The 19,593-nt window shown below is 42.0% G+C and carries 20 protein-coding genes; 13 read left to right on the top strand and 7 right to left on the bottom strand.

The features are described 5' to 3' along the window. The 4 genes from L1266_RS11080 to L1266_RS11065 are packed head-to-tail and all read right to left on the bottom strand — an operon-like array spanning window position 1 to window position 3,327. Complete coding sequence (locus L1266_RS11080) at window positions 1-987, bottom strand: vWA domain-containing protein (protein ID WP_235377538.1); 987 nt, start codon at window positions 985-987, stop codon at window positions 1-3. Beyond that, window positions 980-1,420, bottom strand: coding sequence for a DUF4381 domain-containing protein (locus L1266_RS11075; protein WP_235377537.1), 441 nt, complete (start codon window positions 1,418-1,420; stop codon window positions 980-982). The genes L1266_RS11080 and L1266_RS11075 overlap by 8 nt, the downstream gene beginning before the upstream one ends. A 2-nt stretch (window positions 1,421-1,422) precedes the next feature. Next, a complete protein-coding gene (locus tag L1266_RS11070; RefSeq protein ID WP_055020719.1) occupies window positions 1,423-2,367 on the bottom strand; it encodes a DUF58 domain-containing protein in 945 nt (314 codons plus the stop codon). A gap of 3 nt (window positions 2,368-2,370) precedes the next feature. Then, a complete protein-coding gene (locus tag L1266_RS11065) occupies window positions 2,371-3,327 on the bottom strand; it encodes an AAA family ATPase (RefSeq protein ID WP_054553219.1) in 957 nt (318 codons plus the stop codon). 335 nt (window positions 3,328-3,662) lie between these two features. On the opposite strand from L1266_RS11065, the gene fadI reads away from it, so the two are divergent. The 5 genes from fadI to L1266_RS11040 all read left to right on the top strand — a co-directional run bounded on the left by fadI (window position 3,663) and on the right by L1266_RS11040 (window position 8,652). Further along, window positions 3,663-4,973: an acetyl-CoA C-acyltransferase FadI gene (fadI, locus tag L1266_RS11060; RefSeq protein ID WP_235377536.1), complete on the top strand. Its 1,311-nt coding sequence runs from the start codon at window positions 3,663-3,665 to the stop codon at window positions 4,971-4,973. Beyond that, on the top strand, window positions 4,973-7,204 hold the full coding sequence (fadJ, locus tag L1266_RS11055) for a fatty acid oxidation complex subunit alpha FadJ (RefSeq protein ID WP_235377535.1): 2,232 nt from the start codon (window positions 4,973-4,975) through the stop codon (window positions 7,202-7,204). The genes fadI and fadJ overlap by 1 nt, the downstream gene beginning before the upstream one ends. Window positions 7,205-7,350: 146 nt before the next feature. Beyond that, window positions 7,351-7,701 carry a type II toxin-antitoxin system RelE/ParE family toxin gene (locus tag L1266_RS11050; protein WP_235377534.1) on the top strand — a complete coding sequence of 117 codons (351 nt, stop codon included), beginning with the start codon at window positions 7,351-7,353 and terminating at the stop codon, window positions 7,699-7,701. 5 nt (window positions 7,702-7,706) lie between these two features. Further along, window positions 7,707-8,009, top strand: coding sequence for a helix-turn-helix domain-containing protein (locus L1266_RS11045; protein ID WP_054553216.1), 303 nt, complete (start codon window positions 7,707-7,709; stop codon window positions 8,007-8,009). A 112-nt stretch (window positions 8,010-8,121) separates the two neighbouring features. Further along, entirely contained in the window at window positions 8,122-8,652 is a 531-nt protein-coding gene (locus L1266_RS11040) for a GNAT family N-acetyltransferase (RefSeq protein ID WP_054553215.1), read from the top strand. Between the two features lie 13 nt (window positions 8,653-8,665). Here the strand turns inward: L1266_RS11040 and L1266_RS11035 are convergent, their stop codons facing one another. Beyond that, a complete protein-coding gene (locus L1266_RS11035; RefSeq protein ID WP_054553214.1) occupies window positions 8,666-9,052 on the bottom strand; it encodes an MmcQ/YjbR family DNA-binding protein in 387 nt (128 codons plus the stop codon). Between the two features lie 190 nt (window positions 9,053-9,242). Here L1266_RS11035 and efpL point away from each other — a divergent pair, with 190 nt between their 5' ends. From efpL to L1266_RS11000, 7 genes are all read left to right on the top strand, one after another. Next, complete coding sequence (gene efpL, locus L1266_RS11030) at window positions 9,243-9,815, top strand: elongation factor P-like protein EfpL (RefSeq protein WP_054553213.1); 573 nt, start codon at window positions 9,243-9,245, stop codon at window positions 9,813-9,815. Between the two features lie 145 nt (window positions 9,816-9,960). Then, window positions 9,961-10,689 (top strand): RDD family protein, encoded by a 729-nt coding sequence (locus tag L1266_RS11025; protein WP_054553212.1) that lies wholly within the window; start codon window positions 9,961-9,963, stop codon window positions 10,687-10,689. Next, on the top strand, window positions 10,686-11,636 hold the full coding sequence (locus L1266_RS11020) for a stage II sporulation protein M (RefSeq protein ID WP_138618573.1): 951 nt from the start codon (window positions 10,686-10,688) through the stop codon (window positions 11,634-11,636). The genes L1266_RS11025 and L1266_RS11020 overlap by 4 nt, the downstream gene beginning before the upstream one ends. Next, a complete protein-coding gene (locus L1266_RS11015; protein ID WP_235377533.1) occupies window positions 11,626-13,086 on the top strand; it encodes a hypothetical protein in 1,461 nt (486 codons plus the stop codon). Before L1266_RS11020 ends, L1266_RS11015 begins: the two co-directional genes overlap by 11 nt. After that, the gene (locus tag L1266_RS11010; protein ID WP_235377532.1) at window positions 13,076-14,224 is read left to right on the top strand and encodes a DUF4350 domain-containing protein; all 1,149 of its coding nucleotides are present in this window, start codon (window positions 13,076-13,078) and stop codon (window positions 14,222-14,224) included. Before L1266_RS11015 ends, L1266_RS11010 begins: the two co-directional genes overlap by 11 nt. Further along, window positions 14,221-15,204 (top strand): AAA family ATPase, encoded by a 984-nt coding sequence (locus tag L1266_RS11005; protein ID WP_054553208.1) that lies wholly within the window; start codon window positions 14,221-14,223, stop codon window positions 15,202-15,204. The genes L1266_RS11010 and L1266_RS11005 overlap by 4 nt, the downstream gene beginning before the upstream one ends. After that, window positions 15,201-16,520 carry a DUF58 domain-containing protein gene (locus L1266_RS11000; RefSeq protein ID WP_235377531.1) on the top strand — a complete coding sequence of 440 codons (1,320 nt, stop codon included), beginning with the start codon at window positions 15,201-15,203 and terminating at the stop codon, window positions 16,518-16,520. Before L1266_RS11005 ends, L1266_RS11000 begins: the two co-directional genes overlap by 4 nt. A 69-nt stretch (window positions 16,521-16,589) precedes the next feature. Here the strand turns inward: L1266_RS11000 and L1266_RS10995 are convergent, their stop codons facing one another. Further along, window positions 16,590-17,066 (bottom strand): DUF4234 domain-containing protein, encoded by a 477-nt coding sequence (locus L1266_RS10995; RefSeq protein WP_138599010.1) that lies wholly within the window; start codon window positions 17,064-17,066, stop codon window positions 16,590-16,592. A gap of 220 nt (window positions 17,067-17,286) precedes the next feature. Here L1266_RS10995 and L1266_RS10990 point away from each other — a divergent pair, with 220 nt between their 5' ends. Further along, on the top strand, window positions 17,287-17,481 hold the full coding sequence (locus tag L1266_RS10990) for a hypothetical protein (protein WP_054553205.1): 195 nt from the start codon (window positions 17,287-17,289) through the stop codon (window positions 17,479-17,481). On the opposite strand, the gene L1266_RS10985 is transcribed toward L1266_RS10990, so the two are convergent. Continuing rightward, window positions 17,478-19,592 (bottom strand): sensor domain-containing protein, encoded by a 2,115-nt coding sequence (locus L1266_RS10985; protein WP_371352126.1) that lies wholly within the window; start codon window positions 19,590-19,592, stop codon window positions 17,478-17,480. The genes L1266_RS10990 and L1266_RS10985 overlap by 4 nt on opposite strands. Between the last annotated feature and the right edge of the window lies 1 nt (window position 19,593).

Here is a 19,593-nt window from a genome sequence, read left to right as displayed (position 1 = left end):
CTAGCTCTCCTGCTTAAATTGGCGAATAAAATTGACGAGCATTGCTAAGCTTATTAAGCCCAGCGCCACAAGCAGTGGAATATAAAACAATGAAATTTGTGGGCGGAACGTTTGTTCATCGCTACTAATTGGCTCAAGCTTATCGAGCTCTTGATAAATTTGCTGTAAACCAGCCACATCTTTTGCTCTAAAGTATAAGCCGCCGGTTTGCTCGGCAATGCGCTTGAGTAGGTTTTCATCTAAGTTACCGCCACTTATCCCACCCACATTAAATATGCTGAAACCACGAGGGTTATCAGAGCCAACACCTATGGTATATACCTTAATGCCTTCTTCGCGGGCTAACAGCAGGGCATCTTCTGGATCAAGGTTACCCGCGGTGTTTTGACCATCGGTTAATAGTACAACGATACGGTTACTTTCATCTTTATTAGCAAAACGCTTTACAGATAAACCTAATGCATCACCAATGGCTGTTGCTCTACCTACTAGGCCGATTTGCGCTTCGCTGAGCATTTGGCTCACGGTTTTAACATCACGAGTAAGAGGCGTTTGTAAAAATGCGGTATCACCAAATAAGATAAGACCAAGGCGGTCACCTTGACGCTGTTCAATAAAGTCACTGAGTACAGCTTTTACCATGGTAAGCCTATCAACATATTGATTCTGGTAGGCCATATCTTGCTCTGTCATCGAGCCAGATAAATCCACCGCCAGCATAATATCGCGGCCTTCATTAGGCAGTGTGATAGGTTCATCAAGCCAAGTTGGGTTTGCAATGGCGACAACTAAAGAGATCCAAACAGCCCATTCAAGCAATGAAACTTTTCGGCTGTGTTGCTGTACTGCTTGATTATTTAAGCCCAGCTTAGCAAAGCCAGGAATACGTAAACGTAACTGCCCTTGTTGCTTTAACGGCATAAAGCGGCTTAATAACCAAGGCAGAGGTAAAAGCACAAAACACCATGGCCAACTAAACTCAAACATTAATTGGCTCCTTGAGTTTAAAGTTGCTAATAGCATTGCGTAATTTAGCTGCAAGTTCAGCATTATTACTTTGTTGTTGATAAAGCGGCATCAACTCGTCGTAACTAAAGTTGTCGCCACTGAGTTTAGATAAACTTTCTGACCACTTAGCCAAAGGCTGAGAAGCAAGCTGACTGCTGTAATAATGACGAGTTAAGCGTTTTAAAATAATGTGTAGCTCTTGCGCGTCATCATCACTAAGGGTTTTACTTAACTTAATGGCTTGTTTTTTGGCTTTTTTAAATTGCTGGTTTTTATATAAAAGCACTAAGCCGATAATTAATAACGAACCAACTAAGGCGATAATTAGCCACCAAATTGGAGCAAGTGGCCACCATGCAACCTCGGTCGGTGCAATGACATCATGTAAGCCATCTAGCGGATTTTTTTGCATTGTTACTTTCTCACTAATTGCAGCTCAAGAGGAGTGGCTGCACTGAATGAAATTAAACTAAGCCCAGATTTTTGTAAGCGTTTTAATCTGTTAGAAAACGACTCTTCGGCAGACTTAGCAAAGCGCTCGCGAAATTGCTTATCCATTAGTGGTAAAGCAAGCTCTTGGCCATTTGCTGATACAGTCACCGTTTGTTTAAAAGCAGGTAGCTGGTGCTCGAACGGATCGCTTATATGGCAGCCAATCAATTCACAGTGCCTGCTCAGCATTTCAAGTTGTTTGAAGCTGGCTTCATCAAGGGCACTAAAATCAGAAACGATATAAACCAAGCTTCCTGGTTTTGCTAAATGATTAAGACGTTTAAGGTTTTCGCTAAATAAGCTGGTGGCTGTTTGATCGATATTAGTCAGAGCTTGGCTGTGAATATCACATAAGTTGTGACAAAGCTTTAACACTGCTTTTTCACGTGAGGTCGGTTTTAATTCGTGATGACCTTGCTGATTAAACACCAAGCCACCAATGCGATCACCTCGTTGACACGCAGACCAAGCAACCAGTGCGCTAATGTGCGCTGCTTGCACCGACTTTAATAATAACTTTGAGCCAAACAGCATCGAGTTAGAAAAGTCGGTAAATACAAAAACTGGGCGTTCTTTTTCTTCTTGAAACAACTTAGTGTGGGTTTCGCCAGTGCGTGCGGTAACACGCCAGTCGATAGAGCGTATGTCATCACCGGCTTGGTAATGGCGCACCTCGGCAAACTCCATACCGCGGCCTTTATGGGGCGCAAGGTATTGCCCAGCTAAGCTGTTTTTGATTTTTACTTTGGGCGCAAGTTCTAGCAAACGAGCTTTGGCTTTGTAATACATCAACTCTTTGAGTGATAAATTGACGCCTTGACTATGACTCGCTGCTAACCACGCCGCTGTATCAAATTGGCTCGACATAGCTTATGGCACTGCCACCAATTCTAAAATACGGCTGATCACATCGTCTTTACTGATGCCATCGGCCTGTGCTTCGTAACTTAAGATAATACGGTGACGCAATACATTATGCAGCACTGCTTGAATATCATCTGGGGCAACAAAGTCACGGCCTTCTAGCCAAGCATGCGCGCGGGCACACTTATCAAGGGCAATCGTTGCACGTGGGCTTGCGCCATATTCAATCCAGCGGCCAAGTTGTTCATCAAGCTCTGCTGCTTCACGAGTGGCAACAATTAACTGTACTAGGTATTTCTCAAGCGGCTCAGCTAAATACAAACCTAATATCGCTTTACGGGCAGCAAATAGCTCACTTTGACTAATTTGCTGTGTCGTTGCTTGCTTGTCAGAAATAGCCTCGCCACGGGTTAGGCGTAGGATATCTAATTCGTGTTCAGCACCCGGGTAATCAATGCTCAAATGCAATAAGAAGCGGTCAAGCTGAGCTTCTGGTAGTGGGTAAGTGCCTTCTTGTTCTAGCGGGTTTTGGGTTGCCATAACCATAAATAGATCAGACAGTGGATAGGTGTTTTTACCTACTGTTACTTGGCGTTCAGCCATGGCTTCTAGTAGGGCTGATTGCACTTTAGCAGGAGCACGGTTTATTTCATCTGCCAAGATTAGGTTATGAAATAAAGGGCCTTTTTCAAATACGAACTCACTGGTTTGCTGGCGATAAATATCGGTACCAGTTACATCTGCAGGTAGTAAGTCTGGGGTAAATTGTACACGTTGGAAACTGCCTTCAACGCCTTTCGCTAATGCATTGACTGCACGCGTTTTCGCAAGACCCGGAGGGCCTTCAACTAATAAGTGGCCATCTGCCAAAATTGCGATTAACAGTGCTTGAGTTAATTGTGGTTGGCCGATAATTTGCGTGTCTAGGTATGATTTTAATTGTGAAAATGCGTTAACTGCCATAATAAAAAGACTGTCCTAAAAGCGTGAGTCAAAAATTGTTTTTGTTATGCGCCAATGCGTTATATTCAGTACCGATAAATTATTTGCGCGGTACCGTGGTGGGGCGCTATTAACAAGTTATAAGGATTCAAAAGTTATAACACAAGTGTTAGACACAAAATCCTCAAATAGTTCGTTATTTTTTAAGGATTTTTAGCCTACCATATAAATACGGTGTTTTTTGTAAATAGGCTGAAAAAAGCCTATGGTTGAAAACTTACTATTGGCATTCGTACACGGGTTGTTTTAGAATCAGGAAAAACAAACAGGTCAGACCTGTCAGCGGGAGAGCATAAATGTCTGAGCAAAATATACTTAAAACAGCAAAAGGCGATCGTATCGCTATCGTTAGCGGCCTGCGAACGCCATTCGCAAAGCAAGCCACAGCATTCCATCACGTACCAGCCCTTGATATGGGTAAGTTAGTTGTCAACGAAATGCTTGAGCGACTTAACTTTGATAAATCTGAAATTGACCAACTTGTATTTGGACAAGTAGTGCAAATGCCAGAAGCGCCAAATATTGCCCGTGAAATTGTATTAGGTACGGGTATGCCTGTTTCTGTTGATGCTTATTCTGTTTCGCGTGCGTGTGCAACAAGTTTCCAAGCCATTGCTAACGTAGCCGAGTCAATTATGGCAGGCTCAGTGCAAGTAGGTATCGCTGGTGGTGCTGACTCATCGTCTGTATTACCTATTGGTGTTAGTAAAAAATTAGCGGGCAGCCTTGTTGATTTAAACAAAGCACGTACGCTTGGTCAGCGATTAAAGATTTTCTCTAAATTACGTTTAAAAGATTTACTTCCTGTTCCGCCTGCGGTCGCTGAGTACTCTACTGGTTTATCTATGGGTCAAACAGCAGAGCAAATGGCGAAAACACATAGCATCAGCCGTGAAGATCAAGATGCCTTAGCACATCGTTCGCACACCCTTGCAAGTCAGGCGTGGGCTGATGGTAAACTTAAAAATGAAGTAATGACTGCCCATGTTGCACCTTATAAGAGCTTTATTGAGCAAGACAATAACATTCGTCATAACTCAACAGTTGAAGGCTACGCGAAATTAAAACCAGTATTTGACCGTCAGCACGGATCAGTGACTGCAGCTAACGCAACGCCATTAACTGATGGGGCGGCTGCGGTATTAATGATGAGTGAGAGTAAAGCTAAAGCATTGGGTTACGACATTCTAGGTTATGTACGTAGCTTTGCTTTCTCAGCAATTGGTGTACATGAAGATATGCTAATGGGCCCGGCGCACTCAACGCCAATTGCCCTAGATAGAGCAGGTATCACATTAGCTGATTTAGATTTAATCGAAATGCATGAAGCATTTGCAGCGCAAACACTGGCTAATATGAAAATGTTTGCGTCAGATAAATTTGCACAAGAAAAGCTAGGTCGCAGCAAGGCGATCGGCGAAATAAACATGGACAAGTTTAATGTATTAGGTGGCTCACTTGCATACGGTCACCCATTTGCGGCAACAGGTGCGCGCCTGATCACGCAAAGCTTACATGAACTTAATCGTCGCGGTGGCGGCTTAGCGCTTACGACTGCGTGTGCAGCGGGTGGCTTAGGCGCAGCCTTTGTATTGGAGAGTGCGTAATGACAGATTCAGTATTTAGTTTATCAGTGGCAGATGACGGCGTAGCCGTTGTAACCATTGATGTGCCGGGTGAGAAAATGAACACCTTGCGCAGCAGTTTTGCAGAAGATTTAAAAACCTTACTCAAAGACGCACAAGCGCAAGCAGTAAAAGGCATGGTATTTATCAGTGGTAAAAGCGATAACTTTATCGCCGGTGCTGATATTAAAATGCTTGATAGCGCCAATAGCCGTGAAGATGCATTAGCGTTAAGCGAAATGTGTCAGCAAGCATTTTTTGATATGAAAAAGCTGCCTTTCCCAACAGTAAGTGCTATTCATGGTGCTGCATTGGGTGGCGGTTTAGAGTTTGCTTTAGCGTGTGATTATCGTGTGTGTTCAGATAGCGATATCACTAAGCTTGGTTTGCCAGAAGTACAGTTAGGCTTATTACCTGGTGGTGGCGGTACTCAACGTTTACCAAAATTAGTTGGCTTGCAAAAAGCACTTGAGTGGATGCTTACAGGTAAGCAAGTGCGTGCTAAGCAAGCGAAGAAAACAGGCTTAGTAAATGACTGTGTACCACATAGCGTATTGCTAGATGTTGCTAAAGAGTTTGCTCTGAAAGGTAAGGCGAAGGTTACTAAACCTAAGTTAGATCGTTTAAGCCAATTACTTGAGTCGAACCCATTTGGCCGCAATATTATTTTCAAAAAAGCACAAGAAAACGTGCTGAAGAAAACAGGTGGTCATTACCCAGCACCTTTAGCCATTATTAAAGCGGTTCGTGCAAGTGTTGAACTTGATCAGTTAAAAGCATACAAAACTGAAGCTGAAGGTTTTGCCACGCTGGTAATGAGTGATGAGTCAAAAGCATTACGCGGTATTTTCTTTGCAACCACTGAAATGAAAAAAGAGTGGCGTAATGATGATGCACCAGCGATCGCTAAAGCGGCAGTATTAGGTGGCGGTCTCATGGGCGCGGGTATCGCTCATGTTAGTGCCGTGAAAGCGGGTGTTCCAGTGCGCATTAAAGATGTGGCTGAAAAGGGCATCAGCAATGCAATGAACTACAGCTATAAGATTTTAGATAAAAAGCAAAAGCGTCGTATTTTATCTAAAGCTGATCTACAGCAAACCATGAACCGCATTACCGGTACTACCGATTACAGCGGCTTTAAACACATTGATATCGTTATTGAAGCGGTGTTTGAAGATCTTGCTTTAAAGCAAGGTATGGTGGCTGATGTAGAACGTGAATGCCAAGACAACACGATTTTTGCAAGTAATACCTCATCATTACCAATTGCACAAATTGCTGCTGATGCAGCACGCCCAGAAAATGTAATTGGTCTGCATTACTTCTCACCTGTTGAGAAAATGCCACTTGTTGAGATCATTCCACACGCTGGTACCTCTGAAGAAACCATCGCTCGTGTCGTTAACTTTGCCCGTAAACAAGGTAAAACACCAATTGTGGTTAAAGATATGGCTGGTTTCTATGTAAACCGTATCTTAGCGCCTTATGTCAATGAAGCGGCTAATTTACTGCTTGCAGGTGAGCCAATTGAAAAGATTGATCAAGCATTGGTTGAGTTTGGTTTCCCTGTTGGGCCTTTAGCGTTACTTGATGAAGTCGGGATTGATATCGGTTCTAAAATTGCGCCAATCCTTGAAAAAGAATTGGGCGAGCGCTTTAAAGCACCTGACGCCTTTAATCGCTTAATCGACTCTAAGCGTTTAGGTCGTAAGACTGGCCGTGGTTTTTATCTTTACGACAAGAAAGATAAAAAAGTGGATGAGTCAGTTTATGAGCTACTTGGTGTTACGCCATCACCTCGTTTAAACAAGAGCGAAATTGCTAAACGTTGTGTTGCGCAAATGCTTAACGAAGCGGTGCGCTGTTTAGATGATGGCATTATTGCAAGCCCGCGTGACGGTGATATTGGTGCTATTTTTGGTATCGGTTTCCCACCATTCTTAGGCGGTCCATTTAGCTATATGGATAAACTGGGTGCAGCACAAGTGAGCTCAGAAATGGCGACTTTTGCTAACTACAACCCAATTTTCACACCTTGCGATACGTTAAAAGCAATGGCTGAAAAGGGTGGTCGTTTTTACCAAGCAGAAAGCGAAGAGCCGGCTGTAGCTGAAGCTGAAGCTAAGCCTGTCGATCCGGTTGAAGTAACCAAAGAAGTGGTTGAAGACGAGCAAGCGTCAGAAGAAGCTGATAAAGAAACGACTAAAAGCTAATTCTTTAAATTAGTTAATTTTAAAAGCCCTGCTCATTGAGCGGGGCTTTTTTATTGGTTCGAACTTGGTTAGAAGTTGAGCGGATTAAATCTTGACTATAGGTTATTATCTATATAGATTTAAATCTATGGTCAAGGAGGACTCATATGTGGTTAGTTGAAACAACCGACAGGTTCGATAATTGGTTTGACGCCTTAGATGACACAGACCGAACTAATGTACTTGCGTGTTTATTGGTTCTTCAGGAGCGAGGTCCTATGCTAGCAAGACCTTATGCAGATACAGTGTATGGTTCTTGTTTTAGTAATATGAAGGAGTTAAGGATTCAAAGTAAAGGGATTCCGATACGTGCTTTTTTTGCTTTTGATCCAAACCGAAAAGCGATTCTTCTCTGTGCGGGGAATAAAAACTCAAATGAAAAAAGGTTTTATGAGCAAATGATCCCGATAGCTGATAGTGAATATTCGGCTCACCTAGATAAGTTAGAAAAGAGGTAAATATAATGGCTAGAACACTGGAAAAGTTATTGGCGAATGAAAAACCAGAAGTGGTAGCCAAAGCTAAGAAAGCGGCGTCAGATATGCTTCTTAATATTCATTTAGCAGAGCTTCGTGAACATATGAAACTAACACAAGGTGAGATGGCGAAAGAGCTTGGCGTCAAGCAGCCAACGATATCTGACATGGAGAAACCAGGTCGTGACGTTAGATTATCATCATTAAAGCGCTATGTTGAAGCTGCTGGGGGTACCTTAAGACTTGATGTTGAGCTCCCGGACGGGAGTCATTTTGGCTTTGAAGTTTAACTAAGTTAAGTCTAAAAAATGTGGACTTTTCTTCTATATTGGCCATAAGTGGTATTTAACTCACGAAATCAGTTTGTTATAACTAGGTTTATTTACAAAGCGATTAATCACCATGACTCTCACCACTGCGCGATTAACATTAAGGCTGTTAAATGCCGATGACTGGCCGCTGTTTTATACTTTGCATAATGATGCTCAAGTGATAGAGAAGTGCTTCGATAAGCCCTCAGAGGCGCAACTACGAGCAAAGTTTAATGAGCGTTTAAAGCCTTGGCAGCCAAATTCGAATTCACCACTTTGTTTAGTTATTGTTGAAACCAGTACGGGCAAAGAGGTGGGTGTGACGGGGTTTACTTCATCAACAGTGCCAGATAGTCAAGAAGTTGGTTATTTGCTACTGCCTAACTTTCATGGTCGTGGCTATGCCACAGAGTCTTTGCAAGCGGTGCTTGATTACGCCAAATCAGAGCATGCTGTGCGTGAATTTAAAGCGGTTGTCACCGAGGGTAATATCGGTTCAGAAAAAGTACTTGAGAAATGTGGTTTTCAGTTAGTCGATAAGCAACTAGATGCGTATGCTATTGGCGGTGTTTTGTATACCGATCATCATTTTCATTTAAGTTGCACTGATCACAGAGCGTGATCAGTGCGCAATTTTACAGATGAAGCTCAATTGCTTTTCTGTCTTTTTCTGGCATATTCGCAACCACTAAATCAAACGAATTATCAATCATTCGTTCAATCTCTCCCTGTGGTACGGTGCCATCTAAAATAACCGTATTCCATAAACGTTTGTTCATGTGATAACCCGGGATCACCGACGGGAAAATATCACGCAGTGCTTGGGCTTCATCTGGATCGCATTTCAGATTTAGCCACCATACAAGGTTTCCCTCATCGTCAGTTTGACCTTCTTTGCCCTCGGCAAGGGTCGCAAACATTTTATGATTCACCTTGTAAACGTCGACATCTTGGCCAAATGGTTGGGTGATCATCACCAATGGCTTTTTCATTAAATACTCGTGTACTGTGTGTTGATTCATGATCCAATCCTTGAAGTCATTTTTCGTAGTTATAAACATAGCAGCTTTTTCGTAGTTTGGAGACAACTATCGTTATAATTTGCTGAAAAATAATATAAATAAAGGCTCTGAGATTAAACTGTAAATTTTTATTGAACAAAAGCTATTACGTGGTAAATTTCTGTCATCAAAAAACGATAGGAATACACCCATGCCTAAGGCAAGTGAAGTTAAAAAAGGCGCCGCTATCGAGCATAACGGCCGTGTTTTAGTAGTTAAAGATATTCAACGTTCTGTACCACAAGGTCGTGCTGGTGGCAGTTTATACCGCATGCGTTTATACGATGTGGTAACAGGCGGTAAAGTTGATGAAACATTTAAAGACAGCGATATGTTAAAGCTTGCTGATCTCATTCGTCGCGAAGCAATGTTCTCTTACATTGATGGTGAAGAGTATGTTTTCATGGATAATGAAGACTACACGCCATATAACCTTAATAAAGAAGCGATCAGCGAAGAGATTTTATTCGTTAATGAAGAAACTCAAGGCCTTCACGTGATTGTGATTGATGGCTCACCAGTTGGCTTAGATTTACCATCAAGTGTTGAGCTTGTTGTTGAAGAAACAGACCCTTCAATCAAAGGCGCTTCAGCAAGTGCACGTTCAAAGCCAGCACGTTTAACAACGGGTTTAACGATTCAAGTTCCTGAGCATATTTCAACAGGTGACCGTATTCGTATCAACACCGTTGAACAAAAATTTATGGGACGCGCAGAAAAATAACTCTGTGGTCCATTAGAGAACCGGCTTTTTGCCGGTTTTTTGCTTTATTAGTAACTCGCTCATTACAAAATTCATTGAAAAAGGAACGAAAAACGCGCATTATTATCGGCTTACGAAAACAATAATAATTATCAGTAGTAGATTAATGTTGAACCACGGATTGGAAAACAGAGAATACATCAAACTCCCTGAAGGCGTTGATATCGCCATTACTCCCGCTGGCGTTGTTGCCAGAAGCTATGCCTACATTATCGATTTTATTATCCGTAGTTTGGTTCTACTTGCTGTTGGTACTGTATTGGCCTTCTTTGGTGATGCAGGGCAGGGGCTTATCTTAATTGCTTACTTTTTAATTTCATGGGGATATAACATCCTGTTTGAAATGGAAAATGGCCAAACGCCGGGTAAAAAACGCCTTAAAATCCGTGTTGTGCAAGACAATGGCTTACCAGCGAGCTTTTCGCAAATTGTAGTGCGTAACTTACTACGCCCAGCCGATATGCTACCTATAGGCTATTTCTTAGGCCTTGTGGTTATGTTGTTTAACAACCGTTTTAAACGCATTGGTGATTGGGCTGCAGGCACTATGGTTATTTACGACGATGAGTTAGCTATGCGCCCAGAATTATCACAAGGAGAAGTGCATATTCCTACCATTAGCTTAACCACCGAAGAGCAATTAGCGGTGCTTGCTTTTGCAGAGCGTCATGATGAATTATCGGATGCAAGGCGTCGTGAGTTGGCAGCTATTTTAGCTACTCCTTTTTCTGCTGCAGAGCATGAGATTGAGGCGCAGCTTGTTAGTTACGCACGCCACTTTGCAGGTCAAGTTCAACACGATAACGATTACCCGCAGCAGGAGGGTAAGCAATGAAGCAAACTCAATTTGTAAAATCAAATAGTGTCAGTTGGGATGAGTTTGAAGCGCTTTGCGAGCAAAATAGTGCAAAGTCTTTACCTGTTAATTTCCCTAACTTGTATCGCAAAGTCTGTAATGATTTAGCCATTGCGCAAAGTCGTCAATACAGCCCAGTGTTGATTGAGCAAATAAACAGGCTGGTGCAATTAGGACAAAAGCGCCTTTATTTATCTCGAAGCAATCAATTTTCTGAAATATGGCATGTGGCCCGCACGGCATTTCCACGTGCACTGTATGAAAATCGTTTAATGCTTGGCATTAACTTATTGGCATTTTGGGGATTGGCCTTAGTTGCTTTTATTTGGGTGACAATTGACCCTGATGCCGCTTATACATTTTTAGGGCAAGGTACAGTGCTTAATATCGAACAAATGTATAACCCAAGTGGTAGCGTTCAATCGGTAGAGCGCGGCGCATCACAAGATCTGATGATGTTCGGGGTCTATATCTACAATAATATTGGCATTGCATTTCAGATGTTTGCAGGTGGTGTTCTGTTCTGTGTTGGTGCTGCTTTTTTCTTGTTGTTCAATAGTTTTTATTTTGGTGCCGTTGCGGCTCACATTGTCAATGTTGGATTTGAAGGGCCGTTTTTTTCGTTTGTAATAACCCATGGCTCGTTTGAGTTAACCGCTATCATCATTGCCTCAGCGGCCGGGTGTCAAATAGGTTACGGCTTGTTAAATCCAGGGCAGTATACCCGTGCATACGCGATGAAACAGGCTGCACAAAAAGCACTTCCACTGATTGTTGGCGCATTTTTGATGTTAGTCATTGCCGCTTTTATCGAAGCATTTTGGTCACCCCGTGATATTGCTAACGAAGTTAAATATTTAGTTGGCAGCGGTTGTTGGGCTTATGTCATTTTTCGCTTGTACAGGGGAATGCGCTATGGAGCTTAATCGTCTTAGCTTCAATCCTCGCAAGCGCAGTGCTTACGAAACCTTTGATTTAACCGTGTTGCTAGTTAAGCAGCATGCTGTGGCGTTGGTTTCTTTGTATTTGATGATGGCCGTGCCCGTATTTTTAATTGTTGGCTTTCTAGTAAACTGGGGCATAGGCGGCTTTGTTGTTTGGTGGCTTAAACCTGTATTTGAGCGACCATTACTTGATTACATGTCAAAAGCGGTTTTCAATCAGCCAGTCAACATAATGAGTAGCTTAAAGTTACTCAAGCAGTTAAAAATGACTGATATGCTTGCGCATTTAACCGTTTTTAGGCTCAGCCCAAACAGAGCATTTTTAGCCCCCGTAGAGCAACTTGAACGACTATCAGGTGAACGCAAAACCAAACGTAAGCAGGTGTTGTTTGCTTCAACTAAGCCTAAGCAGACATTGTGGATGCTGTTTTGTGTACATTTTGAGTTTATCTTATTGATGGGAATATCGGCACTGACAATTGCACTTGTGCCCCATTCATTCTCTGCACAAGAAGCCATGTACCAAATTTTTGAAGCGCCAATCTGGGTTGAGGTAGCGTTTAACTTTATTTATATCTTCAGTATTTCATTAGTGGCGCCGCTTTTTGTTACCGGCGGTTTCCTTGCTTATTTACACCGCCGAGTTGAACTAGAGGGCTGGGATATCGAGCTGGCATTTAAAAATATTCGCACCCGTCTTGCAGGCGTAGTCAGTGCTGTAGCACTTCTTCTGCTGACAACATTTACGCTGCAACCATCAACAAGCTATGCAGAGCAAATCGATAAGCAAGCGGTAAAAGAGCAAGTTACTGCTCTTTATAATGAGCCTAATGTCATCGAAACTGAGACTACGTGGGTGCCAAATATCGAAGCCAAAGCGAGTTCATCAGATAGTGATTGGTCTTGGCTTATCGATGTATTTACTGCCATTGGTGAAGTGTTTGGCGTGTTAGTTTGGGTATTGGTCGGCTTATTAGTTATTTGGCTAGTGTATTACCTGATGCAAAAACGTGGCTTTTTTGCCAACTTAAGCTTGCCTGAGCGCAGTAAAGTGAATGAACAGCCAGTTATTCCAACCTTATTTGCAGAAATTAAAAGTAAGGATTTACCTACTGATTTAATTGCTGCTGCAAAGCAGTGTTTTGAGCAAGGGCAGCACCGCTTGGCGCTGGCGTATTTGCTTCATCATGCGCTGAGTTGGGCGCAGCAACGACATGAAGTGCGCTTACACCGCTCGATGACTGAGCGCGAATGTAAACGTGCAATTGATGCTAGGGTGCCAAATCAAGGGCAAGCAATTTTTGCTCGCTTATTTTCTGCGTGGGTCACGGTCGCTTGGGGCCATAAAACCCCTGATATCGACTTTATCGAGCTGATTGAGCAAATTAAAGCTATGACAGCAGAGACTAAGGAGCAAGCCCATGAAGCTTAAGGTTGTGCTTATTGCGGCGCTCGTATTGTTTAGCCTATTTGCTATTGCGGGTATTGCCTCTTTAGATTGGCAGAAAAAAGAAATAGAGATCGGCTTTCATAGTGATGTCGCAAAAGATAACTTTACGATGGCTCAACGGCTACTTAAAGCCAATGGTATCGATTGGAATAAAAACAAGCGCTTGGCAGAGCAAGCTCAAAGTGATGAGTTAAACATAGACCCACAAAGTATCTTAATTTTGGATGAGGCAGTGCTTGCTGATTCTTACCTGTTAGATGTACAGCTGGCTGATTGGGTCGCTGAAGGCGGACGCTTGATTTATGTATTAAACAGGCAACGTGATGAGCTGGCAATTGATAGCACCGTATTTTTTAGTCAGCTTAGTATTAATGTAGAAAGCCAAGAAGATGTCTTTGAATATGATTTTGCAATGCTCAAAGAGGGGCATAAAAATAGTACGCTCTCAATTGATGAAAACACTGAGCTTGACCTTGAGCTAAGCCGTGCCTTTCTTATTGAAAACTGCCCCGGTGTGAATACCAATAATGATAACGGCGACACCTTGATGTGTGACTTTGCGTTTGGTCAAGGTCGGGTCATTGTGATGCCATCGCTGTTACCTTTTACCAATTACCGACTTCGCCACCTTGATCATGGCAGCTTATTACTTTGGTTAAGTAAAGGGGCTAAAAAAGTAACCTATGTCCCTTACCTGACTTACCCAAATTGGTTTGCCAAATTATGGCACTGGAGCTGGCAATGTGTGGTGACGTTGCTGTTATTAATTGTGCTTGCAGTATGGCACATCAGTAGTCGCATCGGCCGCTCTTATGCTCCTGACTTCGATGTAAAAACCAGCTTTAATCAGCATATTCGAGCAGTAGCAAACTTTTATTCTGAGCATGGTCACGAAGCCGTGTTATTTACTGCTCTAGAAAAAGATTTTTACGCCAAAGTAGAGTCGCGAGTGCCTAACTTTAAGATGCTTAGTGCTGAAAAGCAGGCGCAGATCATCGCTAATTTAACTCATTTTGAAAAACAACAGGTGGCAGAGTTGCTTGCTAGCAAGTTGCCTGAGTCAAAAGAACAACGAACAGAATTTATAAAACGATTTAAACAATTAAGGAATGCCTTATGAGCACGGAATTAGACACTAATCGCATGAGCTTAGTTGAGGCAGCTGATGCAGTAAAACAAGTAAAGCATAACATTTCGCGTGTGTTAGTCGGTCAAGATGCCATTGTTGAAGATGTGCTTACGGTACTCTTTGCGGGCGGTCATGTGTTACTTGAAGGAGTTCCAGGGCTTGGCAAAACGCTACTGGTTAGAGCCTTAGCAAAAAGCTTAAATGTAGATTTTTCGCGAGTGCAGTTTACACCGGATTTAATGCCTTCAGATGTTGTTGGCCATAGTTTGTATGATATGAAATCAGGTGAATTTAATATCAAAAAAGGCCCAGCATTTACTAATATTTTACTGGCTGATGAAATCAACCGTGCACCCGCAAAAACGCAATCAGCCCTTCTTGAGGTGATGCAAGAGCAACAAATCACCATTGATGGGGAGTCATTATCTATTGATTCACCGTTTATGGTATTAGCGACTCAAAACCCATTAGATCAAGAGGGGACGTATCCACTGCCAGAGGCTGAATTAGACCGCTTTATGATGAAAGTTGAGCTTGGTTTTCCTTCTCATGAATCGGAAGTTGAGCTTTTAAAACTGAATACACAAATTGTGTCTAATGAAACCAAAGTAGAGCAACTGCCAGCAGTATTAGATGCTAAGCGTATTGCGGAAATTAAACAGCTTTGTGCTGATATCTTAGTCGACGAACAAATACTTAATTATGCCGTTGATATCGTGCGTAGTTCACGAACTTGGCAGGGCGTGTTGCACGGTGCAGGGTTACGTGCCTCAATTAATATTATTAAAGCCGCAAAAGTAATGGCATTAATGAATGGTCGTGACTTTGTAACCCCAGATGACGTGAAGTCAGTGTCAGTGAATATTTTAAGGCACCGATTAATTTTATCGGCTGATCTGGAGCTGGAAGGAGTGTCATTTGATGAAGTGATCAATGCCATTTTAGCCAGTGTTGAAGCGCCGCGCTCATGAATCGCATCAAGCATAGACCTGCAAAACGCTTAGTACAATTAACAGCTTTGTTGCTGTTATTGTTGTTTGTCTGTGCCATTGCATCGGTTGACAGCTTAGTGTTAACGGCCTTGCTCCTAGTGCCTTTATTGGTCGCATTTTTGGATTATATGGCGGCAAAGTCAGAGCCTTTACTTGAAGTAAGCGCACAAACGAACCTCAACATGGCTTTGTATCGACGCCAACCCTTGCAGATAGTGATTAAAAACAAAGCGAAGCATGCGACCATGCTAGATGTCAGTGTTCATTTGAGCAATGCAATTGAGCTGCAAAAGCCACAGCAAACGGTGTTTATTGATGCAATGCAACAAGCAAAGCCGAGCTTTACATTACGCGCTCACAAGCGAGGCGATGCGCAGATCAGTGCCATTGAACTTAGAGTTGGGTCGCCATTTGGCCTTTGGCAAACAAACTGGCTAGCTGCGCAAGCGATTCAACTAAAAGTGTATCCCGATTTTAGCCGTGTGACTTCAAAGCAGCATTTAAATGGCGTAGTGAATAAGCCTATTTCAGGGTTAAAACTCACTAAAAAGCGCGGTGATGGTATTGAGTTTCAGCAGTTACGCGAATACCGCCAAGGTGATAGTGTTAGACAAATAGACTGGCAGGCGACTAGTAAGCGTCGAAAACTCATTTCTCGAGAGTATCAAGAAGAGCAAAACCAACATGTTATAGTGATGCTCGATGCCTCTAAGAAAATGGCCATCGAAGCCAATGAAGGTAGCCACTTTGATCATGCTTTAAATGCATTGTTACTGCTGTCGCATACAGTTTTAAAGCAAGGTGATTGGTTTAGCATGCAAAGCTTTAACCAAAGCCTGCGCTGGTTACCCGATGTTAAAGGCGCACAGAATGTATCACGGGTAATGAATCACTTTTATGATCTATACCCAGATAAGAGCAGCAGTGACTATTTAGTGGCTGTGAACCAATTAATTGCTAAACGCAGTAAACGTTCTTTAGTGTTATTAGTTACCACCCTTGATGAGCAAAGCATTGATGAGTTAATGCCTGCAATTAAGCTATTACAAAAACACCACTTAGTGGCACTTATTAATATTAATAACCGTGCTGTAAATGAAGTGCTCGATGAGCCTATTGAAAAGTACGAAGATGCAACCAGTTACTGTGCAGCATTAGCACTACTAAATTCACATAAAGCCAATATGGCGAAGCTAAAAAAACAGGGGGTGATAGCCATAGACTGTAACCCTGAGCAGCTACTACCGCATGTGCTTAACACCTATTTAAATGTGAAGCACTCCGGGGCATTGTAAAACCCTAATAGCAACTGGCAATAAAAAAGGCATTGAATTCAATGCCTTTTTTATTAAATAACGAAACGATTATTTTTGATTATCAATAGCTTCGTTAATTTTGTATTGGAAATAAATAACGTTAAAGAAAAACGTTAAAATACCACCTAAATGAACTGGTTCATTGCTACCTTCATTAATTAACTCTTTAATCGATGTACGAAGAGAGAAAATTAATACAATGGCAACAACAAACGAAATCAGTGACACAATACCACCAATTTCAGGTGAAACTCCTGCAAAAGACAACACAATATTCACAATGTACAAAGCAACATAGCCATAAACTAAGCCTTGGCTTATCTGGTTTTCTGCTAATGCATTGGCTTTATTAGTTCGGCTCACTAACCAATAAACACTATAGATACCAAATGTGAAAAGGCATAAAAAGAACACGCCCCAAGCAGAGAAGCGGTCAAAGTTTAAAATAGGTTTATTACCACCGTTGTTTTGCTGAGTAAGCTCAGCTTCTGGTGCTTCATAGATGTTAGCTGATTCTTCAGACATAACGATTCCTCATAATTATTTTTTATATTCCTTTGTGCTGATAGCACGCATCGATAATAACAGTGAGGTTGCTTTTTGTACATCATTTCAACAGCCTAGAAAGTAAAGCTTTGTAACATAAAGGCCAGTATAAATAAGCCTTATAGAGGTTATAGCATGAGTGAAGTTTTAAAGCTTGCTGAAATTATGTACACTGCCGCTGATTTTTATGAGGTGCTGTGTGTTATTTATCTTTTTGAGTTGTGTATTTATTTTGGTGATGTATTTAGAGTCTCTGTCTAAAGGAATGCCGGTAAAGCGCTGGATGCTGTTAGGTGGTGTGCTTGGGCCTGTTGCTTGGTGTTTATTTAACATGCACTACCGCCGCGCATTTGTGCGCCACGTTGGCCATCAATCGTGTGGCTGGCGACCTTAAGCTTTTGCTGTTTTTAGTAGGCTCGGCGCAGATTTATCGAGTTGCTTTTGTAAGAAGGCGGTAAATTCTGGCTGTGATAGTGGCTTTGAGTAATAGTAACCTTGTACCGTCTGACATTTTAACTGCTCTAACATCATGACTTGTTCGGCTTGTTCAACGCCTTCTGCAACCACATGTAAATCAAGGTTATGAGCAATGGTTACAATCGAGTCGACCATATTCCGGCCACGTTCTGTTTGCATGTCGTCAATAAAGGCTTTATCAACTTTCAAAGTATTAAGCGGGAACTGTTTTAGATAAGCTAACGATGAGTAGCCTGTACCAAAGTCATCCATTGCAAGGTGAATACCTCGGGCACTGAGTGAGCGCATGACAGAAATAGCTTCGTTTGGGTCGTCCATAACCGTACCTTCGGTGATCTCAAGTTCAAGGAAGTAAGAGGGCAGTTCATTCTTTTGCAAAATCACATCAATACGGGTGGTTAAATCGGGCAAGCTGAACTGTTTAGCGGATAAGTTCACTGCAACACGACCGTTGAATAACCCTTGGTCAATCCACGCCTTTACATCGCGGCATGCTTTGTTTAAAACAACTTCACCAATTTCGATAATTTGCCCAGTTTCTTCAGCAATAGGAATAAACACACCTGGACTAATTACACCTTTTTTCGGGGTAATGAAGCGTACCAAGGCTTCCATACCATCTAGTTTACCTGTACGAATATTCATTTTTGGCTGGTAGTACACTTCAAAGTGGTCTTCTTTTAGACCGTAACGCATTAAATTTTCGATTTGTAAGCGTTTAACCGCTTCACGGTTCATTGTGTCGTTGAAAAACAAATAGCTATTACCTTTTTTCTTAGCGTGATACATGGCTGTATCCGCATTTTTAAGTAATAACTCGGGGGTATTACCATCTTCAGGAAACAGCACAATACCGACACTTGAGGTGATCACCAGTTCATGGCCTGCCATATTAAAAGGTGTAGCAATTGCGGCTAAAAAGAGTTTAGCCATGCGAGTGATAGTATGAATATCGTTGGTGCCCGACATTACGAGCGCAAACTCATCCCCGCCAAGACGATAAAACACATCTTTTTCGCGGGTTAACTTATTCAAGCGCATCGCAAGCTTAGACAATAAGCTATCACCAAGTTGGTGACCCAGAGAGTCGTTAATCTTCTTAAAGTTATCTAGGTCAAACACTAACAAAGCGTGATGATTATCTTGCTTAGCGAGCTTTTTCAGATTGGTGAAAAACAAGTTTCGGTTAGGTAAGCCCGTTGTACGGTCACGGTTTGATAAGTTATGTAATTGTGATTCCGCTTTTTTACGCTCAGTTTCATCTGAAAAAACAACTACGTAGTTACATATTTGATTGTGCTCATTTTTGATTTCATCAATTGAAATTTCAATTGGTAACAGCTGTCTTTTCGCATTGCGAAGTTTTACCTCTTGCTGCCAGTGTTCTGTCGCTTTTACGGTGGCTTTAATTTCATCTACATAGCTTTGGTCATAGCCATTTAAGGTAAAATCTTTCTTTAAGTATTGCTCTCGTGTACCACCAAATAGTGTTAAAAAACTTGGGTTTAAGTCAACCAATTTGAAGTTTTTATCGTAAATAGCGATGGCGTCAGTTAGCGACTCAACGCATTTAGCGAATAGGTTTAAACGTGCTTCTGTTGATTTCAGCTGAGAAATATCTCTTACAGTGCCAGTCATACGCAAAGGGTTGAGGTTTGCGTCTTTTTCGATGATCTTGCCGCGATCTAGTACCCAGTGCCAACGACCAAAGCTGTCTTTAATGCGGTAACTCGCTTCAAAAAAAGCGGTATGCTCGGCGAAGTGTTTTTTAAGAGCTGTTTCGACGTGTTGTAAGTCGTGTGGGTGAATTAATTCGCGATTAGGGGGAAAGCCGCTGCTACTATTTGTATCTGAAGTGTATTTATCATTAATTCGTAGCACCTCGCCGGTTTTAATATTCCAGTCCCAGAGGGTGTCACCACTACCTTCTACGGTACTTTTTAAACGATGTTCTGAGATACGAAGTTGCTGTCGAGAGCGTTTTAGTTTAAAAATTATGAATAATAAGTATGGCAATAACAGCATCATG

Origin of the sequence: Pseudoalteromonas sp. Cn5-37 (genome assembly GCF_021532495.1) — a bacterium.
Taxonomy (GTDB): Bacteria; Pseudomonadota; Gammaproteobacteria; order Enterobacterales; family Alteromonadaceae; genus Pseudoalteromonas; species Pseudoalteromonas simplex.
The sequence above is the reverse complement of the archived record's forward strand: the minus strand, read 5'-3'. Positions and strand labels throughout refer to the sequence as shown.

Bases quoted from the DNA above. Each gene is read 5' to 3' on its own strand.
- efpL (WP_054553213.1), top strand. From the start codon at position 9,243: ATGCCTAAGGCAAGTGAAGTTAAAAAAGGCGCCGCTATCGAGCATAAC.
- L1266_RS11000 (WP_235377531.1), top strand. From the start codon at position 15,201: ATGAATCGCATCAAGCATAGACCTGCAAAACGCTTAGTACAATTAACA.
- L1266_RS11015 (WP_235377533.1), top strand. From the start codon at position 11,626: ATGGAGCTTAATCGTCTTAGCTTCAATCCTCGCAAGCGCAGTGCTTAC.
- L1266_RS10985 (WP_371352126.1), bottom strand. From the start codon at position 19,592: ATGATGCTGTTATTGCCATACTTATTATTCATAATTTTTAAACTAAAA.
- L1266_RS11025 (WP_054553212.1), top strand. From the start codon at position 9,961: ATGTTGAACCACGGATTGGAAAACAGAGAATACATCAAACTCCCTGAA.
- fadI (WP_235377536.1), top strand. From the start codon at position 3,663: ATGTCTGAGCAAAATATACTTAAAACAGCAAAAGGCGATCGTATCGCT.
- L1266_RS11050 (WP_235377534.1), top strand. From the start codon at position 7,351: ATGTGGTTAGTTGAAACAACCGACAGGTTCGATAATTGGTTTGACGCC.
- L1266_RS11005 (WP_054553208.1), top strand. From the start codon at position 14,221: ATGAGCACGGAATTAGACACTAATCGCATGAGCTTAGTTGAGGCAGCT.
- L1266_RS11080 (WP_235377538.1), bottom strand. From the start codon at position 987: ATGTTTGAGTTTAGTTGGCCATGGTGTTTTGTGCTTTTACCTCTGCCT.
- fadJ (WP_235377535.1), top strand. From the start codon at position 4,973: ATGACAGATTCAGTATTTAGTTTATCAGTGGCAGATGACGGCGTAGCC.
- L1266_RS11035 (WP_054553214.1), bottom strand. From the start codon at position 9,052: ATGAATCAACACACAGTACACGAGTATTTAATGAAAAAGCCATTGGTG.
- L1266_RS11020 (WP_138618573.1), top strand. From the start codon at position 10,686: ATGAAGCAAACTCAATTTGTAAAATCAAATAGTGTCAGTTGGGATGAG.
- L1266_RS11010 (WP_235377532.1), top strand. From the start codon at position 13,076: ATGAAGCTTAAGGTTGTGCTTATTGCGGCGCTCGTATTGTTTAGCCTA.
- L1266_RS11040 (WP_054553215.1), top strand. From the start codon at position 8,122: ATGACTCTCACCACTGCGCGATTAACATTAAGGCTGTTAAATGCCGAT.
- L1266_RS11045 (WP_054553216.1), top strand. From the start codon at position 7,707: ATGGCTAGAACACTGGAAAAGTTATTGGCGAATGAAAAACCAGAAGTG.
- L1266_RS11075 (WP_235377537.1), bottom strand. From the start codon at position 1,420: ATGCAAAAAAATCCGCTAGATGGCTTACATGATGTCATTGCACCGACC.
- L1266_RS10995 (WP_138599010.1), bottom strand. From the start codon at position 17,066: ATGTCTGAAGAATCAGCTAACATCTATGAAGCACCAGAAGCTGAGCTT.
- L1266_RS11070 (WP_055020719.1), bottom strand. From the start codon at position 2,367: ATGTCGAGCCAATTTGATACAGCGGCGTGGTTAGCAGCGAGTCATAGT.
- L1266_RS11065 (WP_054553219.1), bottom strand. From the start codon at position 3,327: ATGGCAGTTAACGCATTTTCACAATTAAAATCATACCTAGACACGCAA.